Origin of the sequence: Jiangella asiatica (genome assembly GCF_004349065.1) — a bacterium.
Classification (GTDB): domain Bacteria; phylum Actinomycetota; class Actinomycetes; order Jiangellales; family Jiangellaceae; genus Jiangella; species Jiangella asiatica.
In genome coordinates this window covers 51211-73650 of record NZ_SMKZ01000019.1, presented here as the reverse complement: position 1 = coordinate 73650, position 22440 = coordinate 51211, and the positions used below count along the sequence as shown (strand labels likewise).

Genomic DNA, 22440 nt, shown 5'->3' with positions numbered 1-22440 from the left:
GGGCGGGCCTCACGTCGCCGCCCCACCCTTTACTCGAGCATCGGAGCCCCACGATGAGCAGACTGGCGCGGTCCGCCTGTGCGCTGGCGCTCGGCGGTACCGCGGTCCTGATCGCGGCCGCCTGCAGCCCGCCGAGCCCGCAGCTCGGCAACAACAACCCTAACTCCGAGAGCGGGCCGATCGAGCTGAGGTTCTGGACCAACCTCACCGTCGACGAGCAGGCCGGCGTCATCGAGGAGCAGGCCCGGTCGTGCGTGGCCGGTCTGGACGACGTGAGCATCGAGTTCGAGGCGGTGCCCTTCGACAGCATGTACGCCCGCATGGTCACCGCGTTCCGCGGCGGCGAGGGACCGGACATCATGAACACCATCGAGGGAGCAGTCTCGTTCGGCCAGGCCGGCGGCTACCTCACCCCGGTCGACGACGTCGTCGACGCCCACGGCCGTGCGGATTTCGTCCCGTCCTTCCTGCACGCGGCCAGCAAGGACGGCCAGGTCTGGGCCGTGCCCGACTGGGCTCTGCACCAGGAGGTCTGGTACCGCACGGACCTGTTCGAGTCCGCCGGCGTCGACGTCCCGACGTCCTGGCCGGAGCTGCTCGAGGTGGCCCGGGCGGTCGACCGCGTCGACGGCGAGACCCGCGGGTTCGCCGTGCCGCTGGGCGCCGCGCTGGTGGCGCCGCAGACGTACTACCAGTTCCTCTACGCCAACGGCGTGTACACGTTCGACCCCGAGACCGGCGAGTACGCCTTCGACCGCGACCGCGACGCGGCGGTCGAGGCGACCCAGTACATGCTCGACCTCTACGCCGCGGCCTCGCCGCCGGAGGCGCGGACCTGGGGCTGGAATGAGTTCCGCACCGCGTTCGCCGGCGGCGACCTCGCCATGGTGATGGACTTCGGCGCCGTGGTCGGCATGGCCGTCGAGCAGAACCCGGAGCTGCTCGACCACATCAGCTCGTTCCCGTTGCCGCCGCCGGTGTCCGGCGCCGAGCCGGGCGGCATCCTCGGCGGCGGCTACTACTACATGGTCGGCGCGAGCAACCCCCGCCGCGAGGCCGCGGCGAAGGAGGTCGTCGGCTGCCTCCTGCAGCCCGACCTCGTCGCTGAGCGCACGAACACCCGGCCGGTCTTCGCGCTGCCCGCGACCCGCAGCGCCGCGGAGTCGCCGACCTACACCTCGAACCCGATGGTGCAGCGGTTCGCCGCCGAGATCGAGACGATCCGCGAGGTCGAGCTGCCGCGCTGGTATCGCTACGGCATGGAGGCCGGACTCAACCCGCTGGCCGGCCAGATCGAGGCGACCACGTTCATCGGCGACCACCTGCAATCCGCCGCCACTGGGCGCATCACCGCGGCCGAGGCCGTCGACGCGATCGACGCCGACCTGCGCCGGCTGATCCGCGAGCAATGACCGACCCGACTTCGCCACGAGGAGACGCCCATGACGACGACGTCGACGGCACCGCCGGCGCGCGCTGTGCCCCGCGGACAGCAGCGGCGCGGCTCGATCCGGGCCCGGGAGCGACGGCTCGGCATCATGTTCGCGCTGCCGGCGACGCTGCTCTTCCTGGCCGTGCTGGCCTACCCGATCTTCGAGAACATCCGCACGACCTTCTTCTCCGTCGACCTGCTCACCGGCCGCACCGAGTACGTCGGGCTGGCCAACCTCCGCGAGCTGGCCAGCGACGAGACGCTGCGCAGCACCGTCGGGCGCACCCTGCTCTGGACGGTGGCCTGCCTGGCCGGCCAGCTGGCCCTGGGCCTGCTGGCGGCGATACTGATCGACCAGTCGTGGAAGGGCATGCGCTGGATCCGCCAGCTGCTCCTGCTGCCCTACGTCGTGCCGGTCATCGCCAGTGCGCTGATCTGGACCTGGATGCTCGACGGCAGCTACGGCATCCTCGGCTCCGGCCTCCAGAGCCTCGGCGTCGTGCCCGACGGCACCAGCCCGCTGGGCATGGAGTCGGCGTCGCTGTGGACCGTCATCGTCATCAACGTCTGGCGCGGCTTCCCGTTCGCGATGCTGGTCTTCTGGGCCGCGCTGCAGGGCATCGACCAGCAGCAGTACGAGGCCGCGAAGGTCGACGGCGCCGGGCCGCTGCGCGAGTTCTGGAGCATCACGCTGCCGAACCTGCGCGGCGCCGTGATCGCGCTGGTCGCGTTGCGCGGCATCTGGACGCTCATGTACTTCGAGCTGATCTGGCTGACCACCCGCGGCGGGCCGGTCAACTCCAGCGACATCGTCCCCACCTACATCTACAAGATCGTGATGGGCGAGTTTCGGCTCGGCTACGCGGCCGCGATCGCCACCGTCACCGGCCTGACGCTGTTCGCGCTGGCCGCAGTCGTCATGGTCGCCCGCAAGGTTCGGAGGGCCGCATGAGCGCCACCACCACTGCAGGCAGCACCCTGACGACGACCGCGAGCCGCGTCTGGCGCGTCGCCGCGCTCGCACTGATCGTACTGTTCGCCTGCGGGCCCATCGTCTGGATGGTGCTGAGCTCGTTCCGCCCGCCCGCGGAGCTGTTCCAGGACCCGCCGCAGGTGTTGCCGCGCGGCTGGACCGGCCAGTGGTACGACGAGGTCTTCGCCAGCAGCGACGTGCTGCGTTGGTTCGCCAACAGCTTCACCGTCTCCGTCGCGACCACGCTGGTCGCAGTCACCATCGGCACGCTGGCCGCGTACGCGCTGACTCGATTCGACTTCCCCGGCCGCCGGACGCTGCTGGGCAGCCTGGTGGTGGCGTACCTGTTCCCGTCGATCCTCCTGCTCGTGCCGGTGTACCTGCTGCTGTCCGCACTGGGACTGGTCGGCAACCTCAGCGGCCTCGTCGTCGCGCACCTCGCCACGACGCTGCCGCTGGCGATCTGGCTGATGAAGTCGTTCGTCGAGTCGGTGCCGCGCGAGCTGGAGGAGGCCGCCCTGGTCGACGGGTGCGGGCAGCTGCGAGCGTTCGCACTGGTCACCGTGCCGTTGTTACGGACCGGCCTGGCGACCACCGCGCTGTTCGTGTTCATCTTGTCGTGGGACGAGTACCTGTTCGCCAGCGTGCTGACCCAAGGCGACACCATGACCGTTCCGGTGGCGATCGCCGGCTACGTGACCTCGTTCGACATCCGCTGGGGCGCCATCATGGCGCTCGGCACCCTGGTCACGCTGCCGATCGTGGTGATCTTCTCGCTGCTGCAGCGACTGTTCGAGAAGGGCATCACGTCGGGGAGCGTGAAGGGATGACGACCGGAGAGGACCACCGCATGATCGACCTCACCTCCGCCCTGGACGCCGACGTCGTCGTGGCTGGCGCCGGCTCGGCCGGCGTGGCGGCCGCGGTCGCCGCCGCGGAGTCCGGCGCGCGAACCGTCCTGGTTGAGGCCAGCGGGCACGTGGGCGGCACGCTGGCCTGGCAGTTGCTCGAGCACAGCGCGGGCTTCCACGACGTCCGCGGCAACCAGGTGGTCGGCGGCGTCGGCCAGCGCATCGTCGACCGCCTCCGGCAGTACGGTGGCACCCCGGGACACATCGCCGACGATGTCGGCTACACGGCCACCCGCACGCCGGTGAACCACGCCGAGCTGGCGATGGCCGAGGCGACGCTGCTGGCCGACGCCGGGGTCCAGGTGCTGCTGAACTGCCCGGTGGTCGCCGCCGTCACCGACGGCCGCCGCGTCCGCGGCCTCGACATCGAGACGCCGGACGGGCGGCGGCACGTCACCGCCCCGGTGTTCGTCGACGCCAGCGGCGACGCGGTGCTGGCCACGCTGGCCGGCGCCACCGTGCACGACGACGTCCCGCACCGGCAACCGGCGTCGCTGCTGCTCAAGCTCGGCGGCGTCGACTTCGCGGCGCTGCTCGCCTACGCCGCGGACCACCCGGACGACCTGCGGCCGGGCAACGCCGTCGGGTCGCCGGACGACGAGTGCGTCAACCTGTGGGGCTTCGGAAGGCTGCTCGACGCCGGTCACCGGCAGGGCCTGCTGGAGCTGCGCCGTACCGAGTTGCACCTTGCCGGCTGGCCGCGACGCGGCGAGGCGGTCCTCAACGTCACACGAGTGCCGTGGCCCGGTGCCGGGCTCGACGGCGGCGCGGCATACCTGCGGCTGTCGAAGCAGGTCCTGGAGGTCGTGCGCTGGTTCCGGCAGCTGGTGCCGGGAGGCCGCGAGGCCTACCTCTCCGCGGTGGCCGACCGGCTAGGCGTACGCGAGTCCCGGCGCGTCGTCGGCCTGGCCACGCTCACCCGCGACGACGTCGTCTCCGGCCGCCGCCACCCCGACAGCGTCGCCACCGGCGCCTTCCCGATCGACATCCACGACGCGAGCACGCCCGGGCTGGAACACGCTGACACCATCGCCTCGTCCTACGACATCCCGTTCGGTTGCCTCGTCCCGCGCGATCTCGACAACGCGCTGGTGGCCGGACGCTGCGTGTCGTCGACCCACGAGGGCAACGGCTCGGTGCGCATCACCGGCACCTGTTTCGCGACGGGCGAGGCGGCCGGTGTCGCGGCGGCACTTGTTGCCGACGGCGCCACGACGGTCGCGGCACTGGACGTGCCGCGGCTGCAGGACCTGCTGCGCCGCCGCGGCGTGCTCGGCGCGCGCGACGGCGTCACCCTGCAGGCAGCGGCGCCTCCAAGGCGGCCAGCAGCGTCGTCGGCGTAACGGCCAGCCGGACCGAATGGCTGTTCGCAGCCACCGCCTTCTCCTCGTGGACCAAGGCCGGACCTCACACACCGCTGCCTCACAGGTTCGGTTCAGGTCCCTTCATGGCTCGCTTCGTCCCAGCCAAGGAATGTCACCGATTACAGACCCGCCGCGATGGCGGTGATGCGGTGGATCGCCAGTGTCGGGTCCCGCTCGCACCCGGGAGGATCATCGATCGAAAGTCTTCTGACCAGCATATTCATGAGGCGGTGCACTCGCTGGCGTCGGGGCTGGGTCGCTGCGGCGGGACGAGTTCACGGGGAGGCTGCACTTGACATATCGAGACTGTGGTCGCAAAGTCGTGTCACCGGTGACATCAGCTGGTCGAGAGGCGAGAACTCGGGTGAGCCGTGCGTCTCCCGTCCCCGTTCGCCAAGGCATCGGAGCAGACCATGAGACTGACCCGGCGCGGCTGCGCGGTCGCACTCAGCGGAACCGTGGTCCAGATCACGGCCAGGCGCAGACGGCCGAATCGCACCCGCGGGGCTGCGTCGTCGGGCGCGCCGTACCGCCGTGGCCTTCAGCGCGCATCCGTCCACCTGTGTGGTGCAGGTCTCGTCTGATCACCGTCCAGAACGCATCCCAAGCCTCCAATGACGAAGGGATCACCATGCGTACGAAGTTCATTCCGGCCGCCGCGGCCTGTCTGCTGTTGTCGGCTTGTGCCGATACGGCAACGGGTGGAGGCGGTGGCGCCGGCGGGGAGTCGGATTTCCCGACCAAACCGATCACGGCCGTCGTGGCCTGGAGTGCCGGCGGCGGCACCGACGTGATGATGCGGGCCTTCGCACAGTCGGCTGAGGACCACCTCGGGCAGCCCATCAACGTCGTGAACAAGCCCGGCAGCTCCGGCGCGGTCGGCTGGGGCGAGATCGCGCACGCGACGCAACCGGACGGTTACACGCTCACGATGGTGTCGCCTGAGATCGGGTTCCTGGACGAACAGGGGCTGTACGACTTCGGCCTCGACGACTTCACACTCATCACGCTCCTCAACGAGGATCCCGCGGCGCTCGCCGTGCGGGCGGACGCGCCCTGGGACACCTTCGAGGAGTTCGTCGCCGACGCGAAGGCGGACCCTGGAGCGATCTCGGTCGGCAACTCCGGGCCAGGTCTCGCGTGGGACCTCGCCACGACCGCGATCGAGCGGTCCGCCGGCATCGAGCTGACGCACGTGCCGTACGACGGAGCCGCAGCATCTACCCAGGCAGTGCTCGGCGGAACACTCGACGCGATGGCGTTCTCCATCGGTGAGGTCCATCCTCAAGTCGAGGCCGGCGAGATGAAGGTACTCGGCGTCGCCTTGGCCGAACGGCTCGAGGCGCTGCCGAACGTGCCGACCTTCGTCGAGCAGGGCTACGACGTGGAGATCGGTACGTTCCGGGGGATCGCTGGGCCGGCCGGCATGGACCCGGAGATCGTGGCGACACTCAACGACGCGTTCGTGGAGATGGCCGAGGAGGACACCTTCGCCGACGTCATGGAGAACAACAGCTTCGGCATTCGGGTGATGGAGACCGAAGAGTTCCAGCCGTTCTTCGAGGACGCCCGTGACCTCTACGTCGACCTGCTGCGTGAGAGCGAGTAGCCCATGGCCGGAGACAGTGGTCGAGGGACGCCGGGGCGGCCGGCCGCCGCGGTTCGTGTCGGTGCGGCCGACGGCCACACCGGCGGACCGCGGACGGTGCCGCTGGGCATGGCGGTCCTGCTGCTCGGTGCGGCGGTGGCCATCGCGGTGGACGTGCGCGGCTACCGGGACGGAGCAGGTGGGGAGCCTGGTCCCGCCGCGATCCCGATTCTGGTCGCACTCCTCTGCGCCGTGGCGGCGATCGCGCTCGTGTTCCAGACGCTGCGTTCCACAGCCCTCCCGGGCCAAAGCGCGCCATCGGTGCTTCCCGTCCGCGTTATCGCGACCGTGGCAGCCCTGACCGCCGCTGGCCTGCTGTTGCAGCAGATCGGCTTCTTCGTCACCTTCACGGGTCTGGCGTTCGCCGCTGGCCTGCTGGCCGGGGCGCGCCGATGGTGGACGAGCCTCGGGGGCGCGGTGGTCATCACCTGGGTCGTGATGATCTTCTTCGGGCGGCTGTTCGCCGTCCCGCTGCCTGCGGCCCCGATCGACGTGTTCCTCGGAGGCTGACATGGAGATCTTCTCGTCCCTTCTTGGTGGCTTCGGGACACTGTTCTCCAGCCCTCACCTGATCGCGGCGATCGCCGGTGCGGTGGTGGCCGGGATGGTCGTGGGTGCGTTGCCCGGGCTGACGGCCACGATGGCGATGGCGCTGTTCCTGCCGTTCACGTTCCTGATGGAACCGGCGACCGGTCTGGCCGTGCTCATGGGCGTCTTCGCCGGTGGCATCGCTGGCGGCTCGGTTCCGGCGATCCTGCTGAACGTTCCGGGGACACCGGCTTCGGCGGCCACCCTCCTCGACGGATACCCGATGACGCGCAAGGGCCGAGCCGGTGAGGCCCTGAGCATGGCCATGTTCGCGTCCGCGGTCGGCGGTCTCGTCTCGGCGTTGCTCATGAGTGTTCTCGCGCCGGTCATCGCCCGGTTCGCGCTCAACTTCCAGGCTCCCGAGTTCTTCGTGCTCGCGATCTACGGTTTGACAATCATCGCCGCGGTCGCGGGTAAGTCGCTGCTCAAGGGCTACATTGCCGGGTTGATCGGTCTCGTGGTCGGCATCGTCGGCCTCGACCCGATCGCCGGGCAGTTGCGGCTGACGTTCGGCTCGCAGGCGCTTTACGGCGGGATCTCCCTCATCCCGGTGCTCATCGGGGTGTTCGGCATCACCCAGGCGCTGGTCATGGTGCGCGAATCCAGCGGCGTCACGGAGCGGCCGCGGATCTCCGGTCGTACGTTCGTGTCGGCGGACGACCTGCGGTCGAGCTCTGGCACGCTGGTGCGGGGATCGCTCATCGGCAGCGGCATCGGAGCCATCCCGGGTACTGGAACCGACATCGGCGCCTTCCTCTCGTACTCCGAAGCGAGGCGCCGGCCGAAAGGCCGGATCCCGTTCGGCGAGGGCAACCCACAGGGCGTGGCTGCCTCGGAGTCGGCGAACAACGCCGTCGTCGGTGGGTCGATGATTCCGACGTTCACACTCGGCATCCCCGGCGAAGCCGGCACCGCGGTGCTTCTTGGTGGGCTCCTGATCCATGGGTTGATGCCGGGGCCGGACCTGTTCACCGGTAGCCAGTCGTCGCTGGTTTACACGATCTTCGCCAGCTTCATCGTGGCCAACGTGATGATCCTTTTGCTGGGGACGTTGGCGGCGCGGTTGTTCGTTCACGTCGTCCGGGTTCCCAACCAGGTCCTCGTGCCCGTGATCCTGATGTTCTGCATGGTCGGCTCGTACGCGATCAACAACCGGATCGCCGACGTGTACGTCACCGTCGTCTTCGGGATCCTGGGCTATTTCATGGTCACCCACGAGTTCCCGGTGTCGCCGCTGGTGCTCGGGCTCATCCTCGGGCCGATGGCCGAAACGAACTTCCGCCGCGCCATGACCATCACCCACGGCGACTGGACCATCTTCTTCACCCGGCCGGCGTCTCTGGTCTTCTGGGCGCTCATCGTCCTCTCGCTCGTCTACGTCTGGCGCTCCGCTCGTCAGCGGCGCGTCCAGGAACCGGCGGAGTCCGAGGACAGCCCGGAGGCGGTCCGGCCGACCTGAGAACACGAGCCTCGCGGACATCGTCGGCGCCGACGTCGAAGTGCTGATCGCGGCCAATCCCGCTCGGTGGAGACGAGCAGAACGTTGGGGCGGCCAGTGACGCAGACCGTCCCGCACCGTCGATATCGCACGTTCAGGTCTCGCCGCCCATTGTCAGCACCGTCACGGAGTGCGGCGGGATCACCCACGTTCCGTCGGCGGCCTCGACCTCGCCCAGGTCGCGGACTCCTATTCTGTCCGGCGTACTCAGGTCGTTGACCGCGTATAGATCCGCGATGTCTCCCCCGAGCCTCCGGACATGTGCTCGCCCGGGCGTGGCGTCCGCGGCGCCGTCGAACACCGGCCGCAGCCGCACGGTCTCGTCGCGGTGCCGGTTCACGACCGCGAGCCGGACCGAACCGTCGCCCGCACGGGTGGCGCAGACATCGACGTACATCACAGCCATCGGCGCGGTGATGTGCTGCCCGTCGCGGTCCCGCTCGTCCCCCAGCTTCACCATCGCCGACCGCGCCGGGCCGTCCACCTCGCACGGCAGCACCGTCCGGCCGGTGTGGTGCCGGTACAGGTGCCAGACGTGGTAGATCGCGGACCGTAGGGCGCCCTTGGATCGGGCGACTACCAGGCCGTTGGCGTTCACCAGGTTCACCGGATTCGCCATCGCCACCGGGGCGGGCTGTCCGGCCGTCCGATGGATGGCGTGGAACACTCCGGCGCAGAAGACCGCGTCGCCGATGGTCCGCGGGCTCCATCGGTTGACTCGCAACCGGTCCGTCGACTCGTTCGCCTCGGACATCTCCCGCGGTGCGATGCCGCCGTCCTCGCCGGGTTGCGGCTGCGGCCAGTCGGCGGGCTCGAGGTGACGCATCGTCCATTCGTCCAGCGTCAGTGCCGGCGGGCGGTCCAGACCGACCTTCGCCGAGATGTCGCTGACAAGCTGAGAGTAGGCGCTGAGCTCCTGCTCGAAGTAGAGTGCCTGCGCCACCACGTCGTCGTAGTCGTCGCCGGTCCACAGGTGAGTGCTTGCCCCGTACAGATGGATCGAGATGTAGTCCAGGAACTGGCCGGCTCGGGCGAGGACGGCCTGCGTCCAATCCTGCCGCCGGTGCAGGCCCACGCCGATCAGCTTGATGTCGGCGTCCACCGCGCGCATGAAGCGGGCGTGCTCACGAGCGTCCGCGGCGTACTCCTCGGCGGTGCGGTGGCCCATCTGCCACCGGCCGTAGACCTCGTTACCCACGCCCCAGTACCGGACCTTCCACGGTTCGGCCCGGCCGTACTCGGCGCGGTGTCGGGTCAGGGTCGTCTCCTGGGCGGAGTTGGTGTACTCCACCCAGCGCACGGCCTCGTCGACGTCGCGAGCGGAGTGGACCAGGTATGGGTCCGCACCCACCGCTTCACACCAGGCCAGGAACTCGTCGGTGCCGAACCGGTTGGTTTCCAGCTCTCCCCAGGCGAGTTCGAGCCGGGTCGGACGCTCGTCCCGTGGGCCGATGCCGTCCTTCCAGTGGTACGGCGAGGTGAAGTTGCCGCCGGGCCAGCGGATGGCCCCCGGCCGCAGCTCCCGGCACAGTTCGAGGACGTCGGCACGGAGACCGTTCAGGTGACCCGGCTCGTCGATGGATAGCGGCGATCCCTCGTCGAACACGCCTCCCTCGATGTTGCCGAAGAAGGCGGACTCAAGGAAGTGTCCGTAGATGTCGTTGTCGACCTCCCCCGCCGGGCGGCGGGTGTCGACGGTCACGACGGCCTCACGGCCAAGGGAACGGTCCTGGTGGTGGGAGTCGGGCATGGGAGCAGGCTCCAATCCAGTCATTCCGGTGATCTCGTCATTCCAGTCATTGCTGAACCGCTCCCGCGATGCTGTCGACGGACGTTTGCTGCAGGGCGAGGAAGACGTGCGATCATGCTCCAACTCCATCGGGAGCTGCGCGGAAGTAGCTCGCTCGCGTAGAGCAGCATGCCCGCGATCCGTCCGCCCCCGCCGAGGACCCGAGGATCATGCCGAGGTGAGTGTCGAGCAGACCGAGCTGGTCGGTCAGCCGGGTGATCAGCTGGCCGCGGTGAACCCGCTGCACTGTTCCTGGTGGGCAGCCAACTGGACGTTCGGCCTGGGGGCGGCCGCGAAGGCGTCCAGAACGCCGGCAGGAAACGTCATGCGGCGTCCTCCTTGGGCCGCTCACCAAGGGCGCCGCTGCCGACGGTGGCCCCTGCCCGAGCCAACGCGACAAGTCCGGGCGCGTTCCCGGCTCGCCAGCGGGTCTGTGCTGACTCGATGGCTGGAACGCCGTGGCCAGCCCGGCCGCACGCGAGCCGGCGCCTTTGGTGACCTTGGTCCGGAGACCGCACGGTCGCGAACGTGATCGATGAGGTGGTGGTGCGTGGGTGGACCAGCGTGGGGCTGGGTAGTCGATCACGTTGCATGTATTAGATGTACATATCCTTCGTGTAGTCCTGCTTGGGTTTCCAATTGGGGAACGCGTAGTCGTCCAATTCCACTTCGGCGCCGTCCTTCTTGGCGGCGGCGACACTCTTCTCCCAATCCGCTGTCAGTTTGTCACTGTACTCTTTCAGAGCGGCTTTCACGTCAGGGACGTCGCCGCTGAAGGCGCCGGCCACGATCTGGCCCAGATCCGGTTGTATGGGCTTCTGCTGGGCGGCTACTTTCTCGACCTCAGAATTCTTGACGACCGGCTCGGGGGCTAGGTGGACCTGCTCGCCGTACCAATCGATGAGTGTGCGCCAGGCCGAATGTGTCTCGGCCTTGTCGATGACCGAAAGGTCCAGTGGAGGCTGTGCCAGGGCTTCAGCAATGCTGACGTAGTAGTCCTCGGTGGTTTGATAGCCGATGAGCTGACTCGCCTCAGCCGGCATCGTCGACGATGCCGAGAGGTGGTAGACGCCCCGTTGAATCACCTTGTAGGCGACCCGCTCAGCGCTGGAGTCGGGCACCAGCATCGGTGCGACACCGACCTTGTCCAGGAACTCGGCCGCGTCCGACTTGACGCTGCTTGTGCACCACGGTCCATCGAAGAAGAAGCCCGCGGCACCGGCTGCCCACCGAACCCGCGCATCCTGGTCGACCAAGGTCTGCGAGCCGGGGAACATCAGGCCGTCTTGCTGTAAGGACAGGAGGAACTCGATGACGGCGAGGTAGGCATCGTGGTGGTACTCGATCTCGCCTGTCTTGAAGAGCCGGCCGCCGAAGCCCTCGAACCCAGCCGGTTGTGCCAGGTAGTTGACGATCTCCGCGACCCGCCCCGTGTTGCCGAAATTGAAGATCCATCCGAAGGTATCGTCACCCGCCGTATCCTGGACAGCCTTCGCAGCCGCACGGAACTCGTCATAGGTGCCCGGCGGCTCGACCTCGGCGGCCGCGAGCATATCCTTGTTGAGCCAGGTGACGCCCCAGTACTGCCTGCTGTTGAAGACCGGGATCGTGTAGACCTTGCCATCGAAGATGTGGATGCCCTCGACCAGTGCGTCCTCGGGGAGCCTGCTCAGAGCCTCGTCGTCAAGCTGAAGCGGCTGGAACCAGCCGTCCTTGATAAGTGCCGGAAGCGGCAACTTCAGTGCCGCGAGGCTGTGAACGTCCGGCAGTTGATCGCTCTGTCGGGCGAGCTGCAGTGCTTCGCCAAGCTTCGGCGGCTGATAGTTGGTGTACTCGACGGTGACCCCGGATTCCTTCTTGAACAACTCGAAGTTCTTCTTGTTGGCCGCTTGCAGGCCGCCGTTGTGGTCCCACCATTGCAAGGTGCTGCCCTCTGAGCCACCTGCTTCGCCGCCAGAACTCGATGGGGAGGTGTTGCAGGCGGCAAGCACAGACGCCGCACCAAGCAATCCGGTGCTTTGGAGGAACTTTCTGCGCGAGATGCTGGTCATGATCCGTGCCTCCTCATTGAAGGGGACGACCTAAGCGTTGTCAGGCTCGTTAGCGGTACGTGTACTGGTCGCAGATCTGCCAGGCCCAACACGTGAAAACAAGGACCACCAGTTGTGGTCGGCGCGCCTGGTTTGGTATTTCGCGTCCGGGAGGTCGTCGGTCAGCCGGGTGGACCACCAGAGCAGTTTTTCGGTGAGTTCGGCCCGGACGGCGGCCGCCGACGGATCGTCGGAACGGTTGTTCAGCTCCATCGGATCGGCCGAGAGGTCGTACAGTTCCGCCCGCCCGATGTTGTCGTAGCTGAGCTTCCAGCCGCCCTGCCGGACCATCCGGGTGAAGCCGCTCTGGGTCACTGTGTTGAGCTCGTCGTACCTGGTGGTGTCGTAGGGGAAATGCAGCTCCGGGCGGGCGTCGTCGTCATACGGAATCCCGCCGTATCCGTGCTCGGCGTAGATGCTGTTGAACTCGCCCACCGGATAGTCCGCGCCCGTGAGCATCGGCCAGAGGCTGCGGCCCTGCACGCCCAGAGGAATGTCCTGGCCGGCGGCCTCACACAGGCTGGGGAACAGATCGGCCAGCGAGACGAAGTCGGTGCTGTTGTCCTGCGCGACGACACCGGGCCCGACGACCAGGAACGGAATACGCATCAGCACCTCAGGGATGCCGGCGCCCTTGCGCTGCAGCCCGTAATCAGCGACGTAGTCGCCGTGGTCGGCAACGAAGAGCACAATCGTGTTCTCGAGCTGGCGGTTGTCATCCAGATACGTGATCAGCCGTCGGATCTGGTCATCGATCAGCCGCAACATCCCGCAGTAGTTCGCGCGGTAGCGGCGCCAGTGCTCGTCATAGCCAGGCCGCTTCGACTCGATCAGCTCACGCAGCCATTGGAATTTCCCGCCCTTGGCAGCTGCACCTTCTGGCCCGACTGACCGGTCGGGGATGTCGACCTCGTCGAACATCGAGTGGTACGGCTCGGGTACCTGATACGGGTTATGCGGCTCGGGAAAGGAAACCCAGCTGAAGAACGGTCTGGACGTGTCGCGCTCGTCGAGGGACGCGATCGCATCGGAGACGATCCGATGCGGGAACTGCACCTCGAGCGGGAACGGCGTCGGCTCCAGCGCTGGTCCGTGGTCGATCGACTTCAGCCATGTCGAGAACTCTGTGTCCGTACCGTCCCCGTCCGGCCCGTTCACGTGGAAGTACGGCCCGCAGAAGGAGTCGAAGCTGTCCGGGCCCCGGTACATATGCGGCTTGCCGTTGAAGTGCAGTTCGTACCCGGCGTCGCGCAGCACATCCAGTAGGTCGGCGCCGCGAACCACCTCATGGGTCGCCGAGTTCTGCCGGACTCGGTGAGTGGACGGCCAGCGCCCGGTCAGCAGGCTCGTCCGCGCGGGAACACACGCCGGCGCGGTGGTATAGGCACGCCGGACGCGCGTGCCTCTCGCAGCGAACGAATCGAGGAACGGCATCGTATCGAGACCGAAGCCCTCACTCGCCGTGAAATCAGCGCGATGCTGATCCGTCATCACCAGCAGAATGTTCGGCTGCATCTAGTCCTCCTTCTCATCCTGTGCCCTGCGGTTGGCACGGCGGTAGGCGTCAACGTCCTCGGCCGGAATCGCACGGGACGGCCGCGAGATGATCGCCCGCAAGACATCCATCGGCAGTTTCGGCTCGCGGTCTTCGGTGAGCAGACCGTTGCGCTCCTGCTGGGTATCGGTGAGCTGCGTGTAACAGAACCCAGAAATCTCGGGCGAATCCGTGATCGCGTCGATCAGCTCCTTGACGCCGTCGCGTAGTTCGTCCGAGGAGTCGACAGTGGCATAACCAGCCCATTTGCCGTCCAACTCGTGGGCGTACGAGAGACCGCCGAACTCGGTGATCATCACCGGCTGGCCGGCTCGCTCGTCGTCGAGGAGCATCACCTTGCGTCGACCCGGACCAGCCTCGTACAGCGTGCGATGCACGGCCTCCCGGGTGTGGTATCGGCCGCGAATGCTGGCGCCACTCGGCGTGTAATCGTGAACACTCCAGATGTCGCTGATGGTGTGCTCCCAACCGTCGTTGGAGATCACCAGACGAGTCGGGTCGAGCGCCTTGGTCAGGTGATACATGGCCGTGGCGAAGGCCTGCTGTTGCTTCGACGTCGCGATCTTCGGCACACCCCAGCTCTCGTTCAGGGGCACCCACGCCACGATCGACGGATGGCTGAGGTCGCGTTCCACGGCTTCCACCCATTCGTGGACGGTTCTCGACACGGCCGTCGGCGAGTACTCAAAGGCTGCCGGGAACTCGCTCCACACGACCAGCCCCAACCGATCGCACCAGTACAGGAAGCGCGGGTCTTCGATCTTCTGGTGGATCCGAACGCCGTTGAAGCCGAGCCTCTTGATCAACTCCACCTCGCGGCGCAGGGCGTCGAGACTCGGCGCGGTCAGGTGTGACTCGGGCCAGAAGCCCTGTTCGAGCACCATCCGGAGGTAGTAAGGATGGCCGTTGAGCAGGAAGAGCCCGTCACGGAAGCCGACACTACGCAGGCCGAGGTAACTCTGCGCCCTGTCCTCGAGCAAACCGCCGTCGGCCTCGAGCACCACCTCAGCGTCGACCAGGTTCGGCGCATCAGGCGACCACATGATCGTCTTATGGCCGTTCCGCAGGGAGTCGATGCCGATGCTCACCCGGGTCGTACGGCACGACGTCGTCGCCGATTGTTCGGTATGCAGCACACCATCGACGCTGAGCCGGACGGTCACCGTACGCTTCGTCGCCGGCGCCTGATTGAGCGTGACGTCGAGGTGAATGAGGTCGTTCTCGATGTCGGTGGTCCAGCGCAGCCCGGTCATGTGCAACATCGGCACTGTCTCGAGCCAAACCGACTGCCAGATGCCCGACGTCCGGTCGTACCAGATGCCTCGAGGTTCTTCGGACGTCGTCTGTTTGCCGCGGGGCTGGCTGGCGTCTCTCGGCTGATCCTCGGCGCGGACGACCACGAGCTGCCGCTCACGCTCCGAGCTCAGCGCCTCGGTGATATCGAAAGTAAAGGGTGTGTGGCCGCCAAGGTGCTCCCCAACGTGTTCGCCGTTCACCCAGACGGTCGCGTGATAATCGACCGCTCCGAAGTGGAGCAGTAGCCTCTGGTCGGCTCGGAGTTGCGGCGCCTCGACCTCACGGGCATACCAGAGGACCGGGTGGAAAGAGGGGTCGTGCACCTCCGACAGCTTCGACTCCGGCGGGTACGGGACATGGATCGTGGCGTCGAACCTCGGGTCGTCGAACCAGCGACGCTCCGTCCCCTCATCGCTATCATCGAACGCGAACTGCCACGTGCCGCACAGGTCCAGCCATTCCTGGCGCCGGAACTGCGGACGTGGGTGATGTGCGGCTTCGCTTGCTTCGTCCGTCGAGTCGTGACTCACCGGTGTGCCTTTCGTTTCTGACTGCGGTTCCCGTAGCGACCAGCACGTCGAGCAGCTTGTCCATCTGCCCGGTCTCGGTCGCGAGATGCTCCGGTGCATCCCAGAGGTTGGTGAGCTCATGCGGATCGTCGTCGAGGTCGTAGAGCTCACTGGTTCTCGGCCTGACACTGGCGAGATCGCTGCGATGGACTGCGATCTTCCAGCGGTCGCGCCGAAGCATGGTGGTGTGTGCTGCTGGGTCATGAGCGTGCCAACCGTTGCCGTACTCGCACGGCGCCGGGTCGGACCTTCGAACAAGTTCCGGCTGCTCACCCGAGAGTTGGTCGTTCACTGTTTGATCGCTCCCGAGAAGCCTTTGATGAACTGCTTCTGCAGGATGATGAACAGGATGATCAGTGGCACCAACGACAAGGTGGCGGCGGCCGCCATCCCGGCCCAGTCGGTGCTGTTCTCACCGACGAACGCACGCATGCCGACGCTCAGGGTGCGTAAATCTGGGCGTGAGAGGGAGAACACCAAGGGGATGAAGAAGTTGTTCCAGGTGGCGAGGAAGGTCATGAGCACCACGGTCGCGGTGACGGGCATCGCGAGGGGAAGCATGATGCGGAAGAAGATGGTGAAGAAGCCGGCGCCATCCATGACGGCAGCTTCTTCGAGTTCTTTGGGGATACCGCGGAAATAGCCCCAGTAAAGCAGGATCATGGCGACATGCCCGGCGCCGGACATGGCCACGATCATGCCGGTAAGGGAGTTGAGAAGGCCGAGTTGCTGGGAGATTTCGACGACGGGGATGATGGTATAGCCGGTGGGAACGAAGAAGGTGGCGACCAGCACGAGGGCGAGAGGCTTCTTGCCGACGAATTCGTACCGACCCAGCGCGTAGCCGGCCATCGCACACCGAATCACCACCAGCGCTACGGTGACGACGGTGACGATGATGGTGTTCCACATGTAAGTGCCGAAGTGGGCGTCTGTCCAGGCGCGGGCGTAGTTGTCCCACTTCGGCGTATCTGGCAGAAGGCCCAGACCGGAGGAGAAGATCTCCAGCTGGTCTTTGAGGGAAGCCGAGATCATCCACACGAACGGGTATACCCAGATCAACGCGCCGCCGGCCAGCACCAGGGCGGCGATCCACCACGGCAAACGGCGCGCAACCCATCCGGCTGTCCGCCGATTGCCCCGCCGGGCGCGGACCCGGCCCCCGCTCACCCGCTGTGGCGCGGTGCTTGTAGTGATCACTGGGCTTGCCTCGCCTTCTGTGCCGAGCGGATACCGATGAGCTGGAACAACCCGACCGCGCAGACGAACAACCCGAACAGAACCGCAGCCGCCGAGGCCAACCCGAGTTGGGGAACTGTGGCCGAGAACGCGGTGCGATAGATGTAGATCTCCACCACCTCGGTGGCGTAGAACGGGCCACCACCAGTCATGGTCAACATCAAGTCGAACACCTTCAACGCCGACTCGAACGACAACAACGTGATGATGATCAGGAACGGTTTGAGCAGCGGCAAAGTGATACGCCGCAGGAGCTGCCACGCCCCGGCTCCATCGATGCGCGCGGCCTCGTACACCTCGTCCGGCACTGTCTGCAACGCCGCCAGCCACAAGATCATCGTGATGCCGAACCACTTCCAGACGTAGACGCCTGCCGCTGTCCACAACGCCGTAGTGGAGTCGCCGAGGAAGGACACCCCCGCATCGATCACCCCGAGCTTCATCAGCATCTGATTGACCGGCCCGGACGCGGGATCGAAGACGAACTGCATGACCACACCGACGATCGCCGTCGTGGTGACCACCGGCAGGAAGTAGGCAGTGCGGAAGAACGTCGAGAACGGTAGCTTGGGCGAGTTCAGAAGGAGTGCCAGCAGCAGCGTCAGGATGACCTTGAACGGAACCACCACGACCATGAACAAGATCGTGATTTTGAACGAGTTCCAGAACAGATCGTCGGCGAACACATCCCGGTAGTTTTGCAGCCCCACCCATGTCTTTTCCGCGGTGAATCCGTTCCACTCCACGAACGAGTACCAGTAGCTCGCGATGATCGGGTACATGGTGTAGGTGCCGTACAACAGCACGGTTGGGGCCAACAAAACCCAAATCCACAATTGCTGCCGGCCCAGCCGACGCTTCCGATCGCGCGCCGATGGCGTCGCCGACACCAGGACGTCCCGCTCGGAAATCATCGGCGTGGTTGTCATCGAGTGCCACCGTGCGTGGCGCTGACGAGGACCGGGGCCTGCACGACCCGCCGCATGGAAATGGACATCATCGCTGCTCCTCCCACAAGCCGGAGGCGGGCGTTTGCCCCGCGGCAGGAGCTAGGCTTGCATAATCTTTGCCGCGCTGCAAGGCTGTGTCACCGAGGTGTACTGAGCATGCCGTTCGACATGACGAGGTGACCATGGATTCTGGATGCCCACTGACCCGTCGCCAGTTCGGCCGCATGTCTGGCGCTCTCGCTATCACGCCAATCGCAACGGGCGTGATCGGCTCTCTGCCCAGCGCCTCGGCCGAACCGGCCCGATCGCCGGCGTCGGTGACCCCCGGGCGCATCTCGGGGAAAGTCGTTGATCCCTCGGGCCGGCCCGTGCCCGGTGCCGCTGTTCATTCGGCCCTGTCGCGCGACGTAGTGCGTAGCGACGCCGCCGGCACATTCGTGATCGAGAACGTGCCGCCGCTGAGTAGAGGAGTGATCGCTGCGAAGGAGGGCTACTCCTTCACCGAGGTCCCGATCGACGAGACGGTGCGGATCGTCATCTACCCGGAGACCCCCGAGACCGCGCCGCGGACCGAGTATCCGCGACCCGACCGTGACCGTCGTCCCTTCACAGATGGAGCTTGGGCACCGTTGACGGGAACGTGGTCGTTCGACTTCGACCCCGACGGAGTCGGCGTCGAACAGCGATGGTTCTCCCCGCGTCACGACTTCACCCGAGCCATACGGGTGCCCTTCCCGGTGCAGTCCCTGGCCGCATTCGGCGAGGAATCGCGGGCGACGGACAGCATGTGGATCAATCAGTTCCGAGGTGTGTCCGGCGCCCTGTGGTATCGACGGTCGTTCACCGTCCCGGCCCCGTTCGCAGGCCATCGCACCAGGCTCCGGATCGCAGCGGCGGACTGGGGAGCGTCGGTCTGGCTCGACGGCGAGAAACTGGCGGGAGACCAAGGTACCGGGTATGGGGAGATCGCGGTCGACCTCGGGGAGCTCGAGCCGGGAAGTACGCATCAGCTCACCATCAGGGTGGTGGCACCGCCCGCCGACAACACGTCGCCGTATCCGATGGGCAAACAAAGAATGGGGTCGTTCGAAGACATCGGCGGTATCTGGCAACCGGTCTGGATCGAGCCGGTCGACCGGGTCCAGATCGATGGCTTGCGCGTGATCCCGCAGATCACCTTCCCGGCCGGCTCCACCATTCCGGACGAGGCCAGCATTTCGGTGCAGCTGAGCGTCATCGCCGCCCCGGACGGCAGCACAGCGACGCTGGAGTTGACGGATCCGGCAGGTCGCACCGTCACCCGGGAGACCATGGAGGTTCGCGACGGCGGTGGCCGCATAGCCTTCGCCGTTCCCGATCCGCAGCTGTGGTCGCCGGACGACCCGAACCTGTACCAGTTGAGCGTGTCTGTCGACGCCGGGCAGGAGGGTCGCGACGGTGCCCTGGTCCAGGTCGGCCTGCGCACATTCGACCGCGGTTGGGCTCCGGGACACAGTCCGGACGACACTGATGATCCCAGCCAGCAGTACCAGTACTTCTATCTGAACAATCGGCCTCACTTCGTTCGTGGGGTTTTGGATCAGGGCTATAATCCGTGGGGCATCTACGCATATACCGGTGTTTATCAAGGTCCGGATTTCATCACTGGAAGTGAAGGTGATCCGCAACCGGGATCCATTCGGTTCGACCTCGAAGCGGCCAAACGACTCGGATTCACGATGATCAGGTTGCATCTCAAGATCAGCGATCCGGCGTATTACCATCTGGCTGATCAACTCGGCTTGCTGATCTGGTACGACCTCCCGAACAACCCGTTCGACGCCCTCACCGAGGCCGCCCACCAGCGATGGGAAGCGGTCATGCGGGAGGCGATCGCGCGAGACGCCAACCATCCGTCCATCGTGACCTGGGTGGCGTTCAATGAAGGTTGGGGCATCGGCGGCGGCGGGCCACTGGACCCGGACTCGTTCCCGTGGGTTCTGAAGATGGTCGACCTGATCAAGGAGCTGGACCCGACGCGGCTGGTCGTGGACAATTCCCCGACGGTCGTGCAGGGCCACCTCGAAACAGACATCAATGACTTTCATTGGTACTCGAGCCTCCGTCCGGAATGGAAGGACCTACTCGATGACCAGAATGCACAGGTCTACCCTGGTTCGCAGTGGAACTTCTATCCGTCGTATTCCCAGTCGGGGCAGCCCTGGATGAACTCGGAGTTCGGGAGCGGTCTGAACAATTTCGGCATGCATATCGGCTTGTTTCGTTCGTATCCCAAGATGGCAGGCTATGTTTACACCCAGTTGACCGATCAGGAGCACGAGCGCGGGAAGTCGTTCACGTACTCGCGGCTGCCGAACGAATCCGGGTTCGTCGATCAACGAGGACATGATCGCGGAATCGAGCTGTTCAATCGCGACGTCGCGATCTGTTTGGACAGCAATCCGGCGATTCGCGCTGAACCCGGAGATCAGGTCACGATCAGAGTTTCGATCAGCCACTTCTCCCCCCGTGACCTCGCCGGCTCTAAGCTCTCGTGGAAGATCGTCGGCACCGACGCGCTCGGCGTCGAGCAGCGCACGAAGGTGCACGGATCGCGCACCGTTTCGCCGGCACGGTACGACGTGTCCGATGTCGGCGCGATCGAGGTCACCATGCCGACGAACCTGCGGGTTGCACGGTTGCATGTTTGGCTCTCGAAAGGTCGGGCGACGGTAGCTGAGACGTACCTCGTGATCGACCTGTCCGCTGGCACCCGGCCGGCGGGAATCAAGGGGTCGACCATTTTCGATGTGGCGTCACCGACGGCACAGTCATGGACCGGTGGATTGCACGAGGTGGTCGATGGGTCGGGGACCGTAGGAATGATCACCGGGATCGGAGCCGGTTGGTTCGAGTATCTGGTCGAGGTCCCGGAGACGTGTCGCAACGGCAAGGATCTGACCCTGGTCGTCGAGGCTGCGACGTTCTCTCGAATGCCCACTGAGTTGGAGGGCGGCAGCCAGGCGTTGCAGATGCAACCGGCGCGCAGCTCGGTTACTCGAGGCTCCGCCCCGAACCCTGGCCTGGTTGAGCTGACCGTCGACGGGACCGTGGTCGGGAGTGTACTGCTGCCGGATGATCCCATGGATGCGCGCGGACGCGTCGGGGCTTGGCGCGATCCCGGCCAGATTCGGTACGGTGCAGTTGCCCCGATTACCATCCCCGGGTCGGCAGTGCGGGACAAGGAGTCGGTGCGGCTGCGTCTGTCGAGTCGGGCGGGTCTGGCCCTGTTCGGGCCGGGGACCGGACGCTTCGGCATAGACGCGCAACTCGTGCCGGGCGCCCATGCCGCGCGCCCTCCGTCGACCCGCAGACCGGTCGGGCTCCCGGGGTTCGCCGACCGACCGACCGTCACAGTGGCGGCACCGGACCTGGGACGGGCTAGCACCGGAGTCGCCGTTGTCACGGTCGTCAACCCCAGCCGGCAGGCGATGCGAGACGTCATGGTGGCGCTCTACGCCACAGAATCCCGGCCGGCTACGCCTATCGATGAACCCGAACTGACGATGCTGCGGCCAGGACAGTCGTGGCGCATTCGGTTCGGCGTCGAGGCGGCCGATCGCGGCACGGGCCAAGAGCTTCGGTTGTCGGCGGTCGTTGACGCCACTGCCGGATCACCGCCGCACCGTGTCAGCAATCGTGTCGACGTGTCAGCCAAGATCGGCGGCGAGCTGGATGAGACCACATTTCCCCGCACGAATGTCGATGACGACTTCAGCACCGATACCAGCGGTAACTATGACCTGTGGCTGCCTTATCCGGACCGCGAGGCGATGCCCACCGTGAGCTTCGGCAGCGGTGAACTCTCCGCCAGCGGCGAGCCCCCCTACTTCGTGGTGGCGGCGCACCGGAGCGAAATGATCGGTGATCGAACCTTCACCGCGCTTGAAATCAAGAAGTTCATCGTGCCACGGGTCGCGCAGGACGTGTTCTTCGTCGGCCTGGCCCGCGATGAGGATGATTACGTGATGGCCTGGATGGGCTACGACATGATGACGTGTGGTATCGACGTCCGCGTCTCCGGCCAGCACGAGGGCAACCCGTTCCCGATCCGTCCGGCGCCACAGCCAGGCAATCGGATGGCGCTCGTCACCGAAGGCACCGACGTAAGCCTGTGGCTGGACCGAGGCACCGGGTGGACTCCAGTTGGCGGATTGGACGTCGGCTATCGTCTGAACTTCGCCGACCCGGGCACGCTTCAGCGATATCGCCATGCGGCCGGGCTGCGGGGCGAGGGTGGAAAGCTCGCCATTTCACGATTCACGGGCCGCACCGGCTGAACCACACCCTGCGGAGGCGGGACGACGTCAGGGGCACGTGAGCATCGAACCCGCCGGGGCCAGGGTGGTCGTCACCGTCGAGGTGAGCGATCTTGCGACGCCCTCTGGCCTGGGTGCCCGTTGCAGATGTGTGTTGCGATCCGGTGGCGGCGAAGTGCGCCAGCATGCGGCGTTGGTGATCGGTCACCTTCCGATCGCCGCACCAGCCGCGTGAGCGAT

The 22440-nt window shown here is 66.3% G+C and carries 14 protein-coding genes and 1 pseudogene; 8 read left to right on the top strand and 7 right to left on the bottom strand.

Features of this window, described 5'->3' with window-relative positions; all coding sequences use genetic code 11:
- Positions 1-53 precede the first annotated feature (53 nt).
- From E1269_RS14865 to E1269_RS14835, 7 genes are all read left to right on the top strand, one after another.
- A complete protein-coding gene (locus tag E1269_RS14865; RefSeq protein WP_131895784.1) occupies positions 54-1412 on the top strand; it encodes an ABC transporter substrate-binding protein in 1359 nt (452 codons plus the stop codon).
- Positions 1413-1442: 30 nt separating this feature from the next.
- Entirely contained in the window at positions 1443-2384 is a 942-nt protein-coding gene (locus E1269_RS14860) for a carbohydrate ABC transporter permease (protein WP_131895782.1), read from the top strand.
- The gene (locus tag E1269_RS14855; protein WP_131895780.1) at positions 2381-3235 is read left to right on the top strand and encodes a carbohydrate ABC transporter permease; all 855 of its coding nucleotides are present in this window, start codon (positions 2381-2383) and stop codon (positions 3233-3235) included. The genes E1269_RS14860 and E1269_RS14855 overlap by 4 nt, the downstream gene beginning before the upstream one ends.
- Positions 3232-4659: an FAD-dependent oxidoreductase gene (locus E1269_RS14850; RefSeq protein WP_131895778.1), complete on the top strand. Its 1428-nt coding sequence runs from the start codon at positions 3232-3234 to the stop codon at positions 4657-4659. The genes E1269_RS14855 and E1269_RS14850 overlap by 4 nt, the downstream gene beginning before the upstream one ends.
- A 652-nt stretch (positions 4660-5311) precedes the next feature.
- Positions 5312-6289, top strand: coding sequence for a tripartite tricarboxylate transporter substrate binding protein (locus E1269_RS14845; protein WP_131895776.1), 978 nt, complete (start codon positions 5312-5314; stop codon positions 6287-6289).
- Between the two features lie 108 nt (positions 6290-6397).
- Complete coding sequence (locus E1269_RS14840; protein WP_162606426.1) at positions 6398-6838, top strand: tripartite tricarboxylate transporter TctB family protein; 441 nt, start codon at positions 6398-6400, stop codon at positions 6836-6838.
- Between the two features lies 1 nt (position 6839).
- Positions 6840-8375 (top strand): tripartite tricarboxylate transporter permease, encoded by a 1536-nt coding sequence (locus E1269_RS14835; protein ID WP_131895772.1) that lies wholly within the window; start codon positions 6840-6842, stop codon positions 8373-8375.
- 133 nt (positions 8376-8508) lie between these two features.
- Here E1269_RS14835 and E1269_RS14830 read toward each other — a convergent pair whose 3' ends face one another.
- The 7 genes and pseudogenes from E1269_RS14830 to E1269_RS14800 all read right to left on the bottom strand — a co-directional run bounded on the left by E1269_RS14830 (position 8509) and on the right by E1269_RS14800 (position 17881).
- The gene (locus E1269_RS14830; protein WP_162606425.1) at positions 8509-10164 is read right to left on the bottom strand and encodes an alpha-L-arabinofuranosidase C-terminal domain-containing protein; all 1656 of its coding nucleotides are present in this window, start codon (positions 10162-10164) and stop codon (positions 8509-8511) included.
- A 362-nt stretch (positions 10165-10526) separates the two neighbouring features.
- Positions 10527-10784 (bottom strand): annotated as a pseudogene (locus E1269_RS14825) (IS256 family transposase); the annotation flags it as partial.
- 15 nt (positions 10785-10799) lie between these two features.
- A complete protein-coding gene (locus E1269_RS14820; RefSeq protein WP_131895768.1) occupies positions 10800-12254 on the bottom strand; it encodes an ABC transporter substrate-binding protein in 1455 nt (484 codons plus the stop codon).
- 30 nt (positions 12255-12284) lie between these two features.
- Complete coding sequence (locus E1269_RS14815) at positions 12285-13808, bottom strand: sulfatase-like hydrolase/transferase (protein ID WP_131895766.1); 1524 nt, start codon at positions 13806-13808, stop codon at positions 12285-12287.
- Positions 13809-15674 carry a glycoside hydrolase family 2 protein gene (locus tag E1269_RS14810; protein ID WP_203433612.1) on the bottom strand — a complete coding sequence of 622 codons (1866 nt, stop codon included), beginning with the start codon at positions 15672-15674 and terminating at the stop codon, positions 13809-13811.
- 327 nt (positions 15675-16001) lie between these two features.
- Positions 16002-16913 carry a carbohydrate ABC transporter permease gene (locus E1269_RS14805; protein WP_203433610.1) on the bottom strand — a complete coding sequence of 304 codons (912 nt, stop codon included), beginning with the start codon at positions 16911-16913 and terminating at the stop codon, positions 16002-16004.
- Positions 16910-17881 carry a carbohydrate ABC transporter permease gene (locus tag E1269_RS14800; RefSeq protein WP_203433608.1) on the bottom strand — a complete coding sequence of 324 codons (972 nt, stop codon included), beginning with the start codon at positions 17879-17881 and terminating at the stop codon, positions 16910-16912. The genes E1269_RS14805 and E1269_RS14800 overlap by 4 nt, the downstream gene beginning before the upstream one ends.
- Before the next feature lie 284 nt (positions 17882-18165).
- Here E1269_RS14800 and E1269_RS14795 point away from each other — a divergent pair, with 284 nt between their 5' ends.
- Complete coding sequence (locus E1269_RS14795; protein WP_162606424.1) at positions 18166-22221, top strand: carboxypeptidase regulatory-like domain-containing protein; 4056 nt, start codon at positions 18166-18168, stop codon at positions 22219-22221.
- Positions 22222-22440: the final 219 nt, after the last annotated feature.